Origin of the sequence: Vibrio sp. V43_P6S15P86 (assembly GCF_009904725.1) — a bacterium.
In the GTDB taxonomy this organism is placed as follows: Bacteria; Pseudomonadota; Gammaproteobacteria; order Enterobacterales; family Vibrionaceae; genus Vibrio; species Vibrio diabolicus.
The window spans coordinates 1-9313 of the sequence record NZ_WXWT01000156.1; the positions used below are offsets into that span (position 1 = coordinate 1).

Sequence of the window (9313 nt, forward strand, 5' to 3'; positions counted from 1 at the left end):
TAGTATAATAGCCGCTACCTCTTTTCCTCCAAAGAATAAAATGGCTATGATACATATAAACCTTTCTTCATTAATTCAGCGTCTACACCCGATTGCAAAAGTAGCATTAGAAGACGCCGCTGCACTTGCAGTATCTGAAAAAGCAAACGAAGTTCAAATTGAGCATTATTTACTGAGTCTATTAGAAAGGCCAAATAGTGATTTTGACGTCTTATTAAGTCATTTTGATTGTTCTGAGAACTTATTAAGACAGTCGGTTCGATCCACACTCGATACCAACGCCAAAGGAAATGGCAGCAAACCTGTTTTTTCTGCTTTATTAATCGAATGGTTGCAAGAAAGCTGGCTGGTATCTTCTTTAGATCTATCCGAAACACAAATCCGCTCTGGTGCCCTACTCCTTACTCTTGTTAGCAACCCTCTCCGTTACGGCCAACGTGGTTACGCCTCTATCCTTGAAGCGGTAAACCCTGACAGCCTTAAGCGTAACTTTGCAGAGCTAACAATCCACTCTATTGAGGCGCAAGTTGCTACTTCAGAGAAAACACAAGCTCGTGAGGATGGCTCAGCACTGAGCAAGTTCACAACCGACTTCACTGGTAAAGCACGCAAAGGCGAAATCGATCCTGTTTTCTGCCGTGACCAAGAAATCCGCCAAATCGTGGACATTCTTGCTCGTCGCCGTAAAAACAACCCTATTGCTGTTGGTGAACCGGGCGTTGGTAAAACCGCAGTAGTAGAAGGCTTGGCACTTAAGATTGTACAAGGTGACGTACCAGACAACCTCAAAGGTGTTGAGCTTTACGGCTTGGACATGGGTCTTTTGCAGGCAGGTGCAAGCGTAAAAGGTGAATTCGAAAAACGCCTAAACGCGGTATTGGATGAAGTGAAAAACTCGCCAACCCCTATCATTCTTTTCATCGATGAAGCACACACCCTTGTTGGTGGCGGTAACCAAGCAGGCGGCAGCGACGCAGCAAACTTGTTAAAACCTGCCCTAGCACGTGGCGAAGTGAAAACCATCGCTGCGACAACATGGTCGGAATACAAGAAGTACTTCGAGAAAGATCCTGCCCTTGCACGTCGTTTCCAATTGGTGAAACTCGACGAGCCGTCTCCTGAACAAGCAGCATTGATCATTCGTGGTCTGCGCCCTGCTTATGAAAAATCACATAACGTTTACGTGCGTGACGATGCTATCACTGCTGCGGCAGCGCTTTCTGCTCGTTACATCTCTGGCCGTCAACTGCCAGACAAAGCGATCGATGTACTAGATACGGCGTGTGCACGAGTGAACATCAGCCTTAATGCCATTCCTGCTTCTGTAGAGACACTGCAACAAGAACTTGCAGCTCAACAGCGCGAGCTTGAAGCACTTGAGCGTGATGCTCTGCAGCAAACTGGCGACAAGCACAGCCTTGCTAACATTCCAGACCTAAAACTGGCAATGGAAACAACGAAAGAAGAGCTAGCAGAACAAGAAGCGCAATGGCACAAAGAAAAAGAGCAGATCCAAGAGATGATTGCTCTACGCTCTCGCTTGCATGAACTGGTCTTTGGCGAAACAAATGAAGAGGAGCTTGTTGCAGAAGAAGATTCAGAACAAGAGCAAGACGTTTCTCCATATGCAGAAATGGATGAAGAAGCCGTTCGCATTGCAATTTCGGCCTGCCAAGAACAGCTAGATGCAATCCGCAATGGCAACCCACTAGTTCACTTTGAAGTGGGCCCAGATGAAGTCAGCCACGTGATCTCGGACTGGACTGGTATTCCTATGGGTAAGATGCTTCAAGACGAAGCAGAAACCACGCTAAAACTGAAAGAAAGCCTAACACAAAGCATCAAAGGCCAAGAATACGCTATCGATGCACTGTCTGAAGGCATTCAAACTGCAAAAGCCGGCCTAGGTAACCCAGACGCACCGACGGGCGTATTCCTGCTGGTTGGTCCAAGTGGTGTGGGTAAAACCGAAACTGCTCGAGCGATTGCTGACCAAATGTTTGGTGGCGAGCGCTTTATGACGACCATCAACATGTCTGAGTTCCAAGAGAAGCACACCGTATCTCGCCTAATTGGTTCACCTCCGGGTTACGTAGGTTACGGTGAAGGAGGCATGCTGACAGAAGCGGTTCGTCAACGTCCATATTCTGTTGTTCTTCTTGATGAAGTGGAAAAAGCCGACCCTGAAGTGTTGAACCTGTTCTACCAAGTGTTCGACAAAGGCACGCTGAACGACGGCGAAGGTCGCACCATCGACTTCAAGAACACGCTGATCATCATGACCAGTAACCTTGCAACGCACGAGATTGAATCTTTGGTTCATCAATCAAAAGACATCGATGCGAACATCATCGCAGAAGCTATTCGCCCTACTTTGAACCAACACTTCAAGCCGGCGCTGTTGGCGCGTATGTCTGTGCTTCCGTTTGTTCCGCTGTCTGATGAAGCAATGACAGAAATCATTCACCACAAGCTGAACAAAGTTTCTCAGCGTCTACAGAGCCATCACAAGTTGTCGCTAAGCTACGAAGAAAGCTTGGTTGAGTTCGTATTAGGTAACTGTCGCCTTGCTGAAACAGGCGCGCGTAATATCGACGCGGTCATCAACCGTCAGTTGCTGCCGCAACTATCGACTCAGCTATTGGTGCATGACAAGGATGATTCACATACGCAAATCGAAGTGTCTGTCGATGAGCAAGGAACACTAACCTATGCGTTCAGCTAACCATAGCGAACTTAGTAACGCCCTACTTGCGATCAGTCAGTCTTTGGCTGATCGCAGCCAGCTTACCCAAACGTTGGATGCTGTGTTGACCGCTGCGAGACAAATGACCCTCGCAAAGCACGGCATCATTTATGTTTTGGACCAGACTGGCCAGGCGTTGATTCCAAGTACCGCTCACCATAACGATAAAACAATCGTTTCCCACCCTTGGGAAGCGTTGCAGTTAGACTCAGCCAGTGAAAACGACCCATTTAACTTTGCTATTCGTAATGGTGAAGTGGTTTTGATTAACGAGTTGTATAAGTACAACGGCTATGACTGCGAAAGCATCTATCAAACTGAGCAGACACTGGGATTAAAAAGCGAGAACTTACTGGCTTGGCCTTTGATTGATAGCGAAAGCAAAACCATTGGGCTGTTAGTCTTACTCGATTTGAACGTCATCGACAACGAGGCAGCCTTGACGGAGTTTTGTCGAATGGCCGCGAGTAATATTCGCCAAGCTGTGTGGTTAGAGCAATACGGGCAAGTAATAAAAAATCTCAATGCCGACAATCAAGCCCTAGTACGCGAGAACACTCAGCTCAAAAAGCGTACCCAGAAAGCCTATCAAGGTCCTATTGCAGAGAGCGAAGAAATGCTCAATGTCTTGAATCGTCTTGATAAGGTGCTATCTCTTCCTGTCGATGTGCTGTTGCGTGGTGAAACGGGCGCTGGTAAAGAGGTGATCGCGAAATACATTCACGAAAACTCTAATCGTTCAGAACAACCTTTGATCGTACAGAACTGTGCCGCAATCCCAGAGCAGTTATTAGAGTCAGAACTCTTTGGCCATAAGAAAGGCTCATTTACGGGCGCAGACAAAGACAAAGTCGGTTTGTTTGAAGCAGCCAACGGCGGTACGCTTTTCTTGGATGAGATTGGCGATATGCCAATGCTACTGCAGGCAAAGTTGCTACGTGTGCTACAAGAACGTAAAGTTCGCCCAATCGGCACCAGCAAAGAGATTGAAGTGGACGTTCGCGTTATCGCGGCAACGCACTGTAATCTTATGCAGCAAATCAAAGATGGCGGATTTCGTGCCGACTTGTTCTATCGCTTGAATGTCTTCCCTATTACATTACCACCACTGAGAGCACGCAAGTCGGACATTATTCCCCTTGCTGAGCATTTCGTGCAACACACGACTAACACGCTAGGTTTGCCGCAAGCGCCAGGGTTAAGTGCCAATGTACGTAAACAGCTCCTTGCCTATCAATACCCAGGTAACGTGCGTGAGCTTAAGAACATCATTGAGCGCTCGGTGCTACTGTCCGATTTTGAAACCATTACTCACATTGAGTTTGGCGAACAAATCCCAGAAGATGTACCAAGTATCGAAATGAAAGTAGCTTCACCTACCCCAGAGCAATCTGCTTACGAGCAGCAAGCACAAGCGGATTTAGAAGACGTTTCAAAGAGCCTTAAGGACGTCGTTAGCCAATACGAGCGTACAGTGATCATCGATTGCTTAAATGCCTGCAATTGGCACACCAAGAAAGCCGCTGAGCAATTGGCGCTGCCAATGAGCACTCTCAACCATAAGATGAAGAAATACGATATTTCTGCAGCGGGTTGATGGGGCTTAAAAAGAAAATTCTAAATTCAGTATGAAGTCATAAGAAAAGAAAAACCGCCCGAAGGCGGTTTTTTGTATGTTACTTTGCCTGTAAAAGAGCGATTGCCGGAGCATTGAGCGAAGACGCTTGTTTCGTTATCCAATTCTCAACATATCCTTTCTGCTCGTTCTGTACCCCTAGGTTTTTCCAGTGTAAGTGATTCGCCTCACTTGTCGCAATTTCCTTTTCAACCGTTTCTATCCATGGCTTACCCGTCATGAAGTCTTTCACCGCAGGAACTTGAAGCTCAAACTTCGGTAGTTCATAACCTTCACTTACATCCATTTGTTCAAATGAAGCCAGCTCAAGTTTGATAGGTTTTAGATCATTACCATCTAAAACATCACCAAAAGGTCTTAAACCATTAACTAGTTTGCCTGTAGGCGACACATAAGAGTACTCAAAGCGAATGATATAAAGGTACTTTTTCTCTCTTGAAGTTAATAAACGGGAGAAATTCGCGTCATTCTGATCAATAAATTGAACGGCGCTTTGCTCCAGACCTGTACGCTTAGTCGCGCCGCTATCGTCAAGCTCTAGATCAAAAACGGTTCTTGTTTCTATTCCATTATACCCAGTATTTGACTTCTCGGTAACAAGACGAGAATGAATGTTGACTACCCCGGCATAATGCATCACATCATGTTTAACTGGACCATCTTTGATCTGCAGTTTCACCCCACACTCAATGGCATTGAGTAACATTGTATCGTAGTCGTCACTCGCACGATCATCCCCCAACACCGCAAAACAAAGTGAGAACCGTTGCTCTTTCGACCAATCAAACTTGTTGCTTATCAGTTTATTCGCATTGCCTTCACCCCAAGCAAGGTCACCGTCAATTTCAACACCAGGCAAAATAATAAGGTTGCCATCGATCACCTTCGGTGTACTGTCTCGAGATGATGCAGACTCACTCATGACAAACTCTTCGATCAAAAAGTCAGTGTCTGTGAGTTTCGTCTTTTCCAATGTTCGACCGTTAAAGTTTTTCGCTTCTTGTGCAGGGCTTTGACCATCGATACCAAAGTTAACTTCAGTAATATCTAGAGTGTAGTTTTTATATGTACCCAAGCCCTCTAACTTACCCGCTAGTAAATCATGCCCTCCCAGTGAGAAGACATATTTCATCTGTTCAAAAGCACCAGTGTCTCGAACATATTCAAACACGCTTTGACCTGTAAAGAAGGCTTTCACCTCATCTATGACTTTAACATTTGGGCATAGCGGCTTGATTCCATGGATTAAAAACTCACCAAAGCCATATGTTGGCTCAAATTCAAGACCATACAACTCCTCGACACCTTTACTCTCAAAGTGTTTTTGAATCGCTTTATCAGGGTCTTCGAATTGAGAAGCATCCATTTTTGTAAACAACACATCAAAGGTTGGCCCATGAGAGTCCAAGCCAACCAAGCCAACAACGGCTGCGCGATAAGCGACCTCCTGTAAAAACAGTGCCTTAGATGAGACATTGTCTTTTAAAACCACCTGTAGTTTCACGCGAGTTTGTGGGCGTAGCTTTCGTCCATTCTGCGCAAATGCCCACTCTACATATGGCGTCCATTTCTCACCGTCTTGAACCAGCAAGCGGCTGAACTCTATATCATCACGGCCAAGTTCTTCTTTAGCTAAGTTGAAGTCGTGACAAAATGCTTTTAGGCCTTCTCGGATAGAAGCACTTTCTTGCAGGGACTCATCTGATTTTCGGTCCAAGAATAGACGTGTCTGTACAGGGAATCCTGTATTAAATGCACCACCTATTTTTTCACCGTAACTCCATTGTAACGAGCTATTGGCATCTGAGTTAGAGAACAAACCAGATTTTTTAAATCGGTTTACCCAGTTCAGGGCCAGTGTATTACCATCATCGACTGGAATTTCCCAGTTATCACTCATGACATACAGCTGAATAAACTCGTCAACTCGATAATCCTCAATGAAATCATCAAAGTCACCCGTCAGGCTCCACTTAGCGCGGAGAAGCGTTAGTAACTCAATCAATGAATTCAAAGCATAAGAGCGCAACAAAAAGCGCTTCAACAATTCATCATGATTCGCCTGTTTTTTGAGAAAGTCAGCTAAGCCAACAGCATCAATGACCTGAGGTTGAAGGTCTTGACTTATCCCTTTGTACAGAGAGATAAGCTCTTTGTTGATGCTACTGAGTGTCTTTAGCATGCTTTTGTTGTTGTACTGAGCTTTGATCTCCTTAAACGTCGCATCACCAAAAAGGTCGCCATAGAAATCAGTTGCAGCGCCCAAAAGATCTGTACCCACTTTACCGGCAAAATAATAGGCAGCCACTGGTGCGGCAGGCGTCCAGATTGCGACACTTGCCATTGCATCAACGGCAGCAATAATCAACTTATCTTGAGCTTCCTTTGCCGCAAGCTGATGCCCTTCCCAAATTTGATGCGCGCGATTTAATGCCATCGTTCCCGAGCGGCTCGGTGGTAGGGAAACCGCAAAGTCAGGGATGATCAACCTAACCTCTACACGTCGGTTCACAGCGATATCAGCAGTATCTGATCGGTCGTTAACGTCGGCATAACCTTCGATATCATCAATCAGTTGTGACTTACCCTTAAATTCAATCCACAACCTTGATTCTAGATTCGCTCGTTCTTTTTCGCTTGCTTTGGCAAGGATGGCCTCTTTAACGACATCCGCACGCAATCTGGAAATTTTTAAGTTATTTTCATGCGTTCCTATTGGCCCTGCATGGCCAATAATGGCAACTTGGTAATCAGGGTTTTTGGATAAAAGCTGGCATAATTTTTTACATACTTCTATATAGTCGATATGCAGTACTTGAACTTCGTTCTCAAACTCAGCAGAGTTAAACTTGAAGTTCATTCGAACAACGACCCCTTGACCATCAACAAAGATCTGAGCATTCCCTTCTTTACCAAGCGCTTCCTGCACCGCTTCTGCCTTTTTTTGCCAATGTTCTGGATTATCAAAGCGACGAACAAACGTTAAAGAAGAAAGATAGTTTTCAGAGTATTTGCTTAAAGTCTCTTGCGCTTCTTTCGCATTTTTAATTTGTTCAGAGAACGCCGAATATTGCTCTAACGCTTCCTTGCCACTTGCGATAACTCCAATTGCTGGTAGCGCGCGATTTGTTCCGCTCAAAAAATCACTGCTTAATCGTCCAACGCCACGCATGATTTTTGACTCTGGGCCTGCCGTTTTAAAAGCACGCTTGATATAAGGAATATCGATGACATGCTTTCTAAACACTAACGCTTGTGCTTGTGTCAGCGTTAGCTCTTTACGCGCAAAAATCTTTGCAAGGCTAACGCTCTTTTTAATACCACTGGTTGCAGCAAGTGCCGAATGTAACGCGATACCACTCATCAGAAATGGAGGTAAGGCCCCCGATTCACTGTTTTCCCATAGCGCCTGCCCGATGGTTTTCGCCATTTCTGCAGGTGGGCCATATAGCTTTGCGCCCTCAATAGAGAGAAAGTCACTGCTCAACGATTCGTAGGTTTTGTTGATCGCTGCATGCAAAGATAACGGTGCAACGCCCGGTTTTTGCTTAGTTTGATAGGTTAACCCCTTCGTCGCGTAGTCTGAATAAGATGGCAACTGATTAGGGAATTGTTGGATGAGCGCTTCCTCTAAGGTGATCATGTCACCACACACGCACGCCATTTTGCCAATGCCCGCTGTCTCAATAAATATCAGCTTTTCATGCAGCTCATAAGTATATACATTCTGCTCCCTACCTGTTTGAGGGTGTTTCATGAACTGCTTTGTGACATTGGCCTTCAACACACTTTCAGGTAACTTTTTACGTGTTTCATCGAATGCTTTCCATTCAGTTTCCCAAAACTGGATCCGCAACAAATAAAAACCATCTTCAACTTGGCTTGGATCAAGGTTAAACAATGCACTTGGTAAAACGGTATTACCTTCCGTTTTTGTCGCCCACAAAGGTTCTTTTACCGAGACCGTCCCTTCAGCGATAATTTTTTCAGTTGCATTTTCTATATCACCCGCCTGAATACGTTGAACTGGGCGAATTAACGAAACCTCAGCTCCACCATAAAGCTTGTCTGTGAACAGTACTGCACAACTGTGCATCCTTGGCACAACAAAACCTTTTAGGGGTTTGTTTCTTTTTTTCTGACGCTGCAACCAATCGTTGTAGCGTTGTTGCTCTGGCGTAAGATCGCCCCCAACATAATCAGGGGCAAGTTGGCTCAGGGCAATTTCAGTAAGTTGGAACTGCACACCGGTTTGGTTAGTTTCGTTAGTTCCATCATCAATGTACTGAGCAAAATGCTTAATGTTTTCTGTAAGGCTTGCCAGATCTTTTGCGCCCCCGGTACTTTCAGGATCATTCTGCGGCGCAATCATCTGCGCCAACAAACGCAAAGGCGGAAAGCTTAATTCATAGCTTTTCCTTTTGCTGATCCCTTCCGGTCGGTTGCCCAACTTGAGCACTTCAAAATTGTCTACATCGCTTGGTGCAGAAGTTTCAGAGCCGACTTTTTCTCCCGATAAAGGTTGCTTACCCGTTGCTTGTGGTGGCTCGCCTAAACCTAACTCCACCAATTTTCCCTCTTTGGTGGTGCCCCACAGTGCAGGTTCGCCTCCCGAAAAGGCATTGACCATCACTGGAGTCAAAGGAATGGGACGAATCTTACCTGTTAACTCATCAACTTGCGTTAAGTCCGACTTTGTATGCCAATCAAATATTCGTCCTTCGTCTGTATCGTAGCCGTGGAATAAAGCACCAAATAAGTAGATCTCATCATCGTAGATTCTGGCCATTATTTGGCCTCCTTAAACCAGTTACCATCGTTTGCTCTGAGGTTATAAACGATGACAGGGTCTAAAGTGCGACTATAAGCTAGCGGATCCCAATCCCACGCTTGTTTGGTTTTGTTATCTAGTACACTCATTCGTGTCATAT

Annotated in this window: 3 protein-coding genes; 2 read left to right on the plus strand and 1 reads right to left on the minus strand. The window is 45.3% G+C overall.

Annotation, left to right across the window (positions count from 1 at the left end; all coding sequences use genetic code 11):
• Positions 1–46: 46 nt before the first annotated feature.
• Together tssH and CAG69_RS06890 are read left to right on the plus strand one after the other, a co-directional pair.
• Positions 47–2725, plus strand: a complete 2679-nt coding sequence (tssH, locus tag CAG69_RS06885; RefSeq protein WP_161443360.1) for a type VI secretion system ATPase TssH — start codon at positions 47–49, stop codon at positions 2723–2725.
• A complete protein-coding gene (locus CAG69_RS06890; protein WP_161443356.1) occupies positions 2712–4343 on the plus strand; it encodes a sigma-54-dependent Fis family transcriptional regulator in 1632 nt (543 codons plus the stop codon). Before tssH ends, CAG69_RS06890 begins: the two co-directional genes overlap by 14 nt.
• Before the next feature lie 79 nt (positions 4344–4422).
• On the opposite strand, the gene CAG69_RS06895 is transcribed toward CAG69_RS06890, so the two are convergent.
• Positions 4423–9171 carry an OmpA family protein gene (locus CAG69_RS06895; protein WP_161443357.1) on the minus strand — a complete coding sequence of 1583 codons (4749 nt, stop codon included), beginning with the start codon at positions 9169–9171 and terminating at the stop codon, positions 4423–4425.
• Positions 9172–9313: the final 142 nt, after the last annotated feature.